Annotated in this window: 1 protein-coding gene; it reads right to left on the bottom strand. The window is 73.9% G+C overall.

The genetic code is table 11. The features are described from left to right. The coding region (locus tag AACY52_RS31755; RefSeq protein WP_339561619.1) for an alpha/beta fold hydrolase at nucleotides 1–406 on the bottom strand (406 nt) is incomplete at its 3' end. Nucleotides 407–429 lie beyond the last annotated feature (23 nt).

Raw genomic sequence — 429 nt, 5'->3', positions numbered from 1 at the left:
CGCAGATCCCGACGGGGCTCTGCGCCGCCTGCAACGCGACCAACCCGCCCTCGCTATGGCCGAGCAGCCAGATGCACGCGCGCCCGGTCCGGGCGCGTGCGACCTTGCTCCACGCCTGTACGTCGGCGGCATAATCGGCGGTGGTTACGGCATTGGGGTCGGCCTGCGCCGCCTTGCTGCCGAACAGCCCGCGCTTGTCGATGCGCAGCGTGGCGATGCCCTTGGCGGCGAGCGCCTCGGCGAGCTGGCGATAGGGGCCGCCCGCCACGCCCAGCGGATTGTTGCCGTCGCGGTCGGTCGGCCCTGACCCCGGGATCAGCAGCACCAGCGGGGCCCTGCCGTCGGGATCGAGCAGCGTCCCCGCGAGCGGCCCTTCTGGGCCCGGTGCGGTGAGGTCAGTCGGCACCGGGGTCGTGGCGACAGCGGGAG

It is taken from the genome of Pseudomonas sp. EA_65y_Pfl1_P113 (assembly GCF_963970525.1).
GTDB classification, from domain to species: Bacteria; Pseudomonadota; Gammaproteobacteria; order Pseudomonadales; family Pseudomonadaceae; genus Aquipseudomonas; species Aquipseudomonas tritici.
The sequence above is the reverse complement of the archived record's forward strand: the minus strand, read 5'-3'. Positions and strand labels throughout refer to the sequence as shown.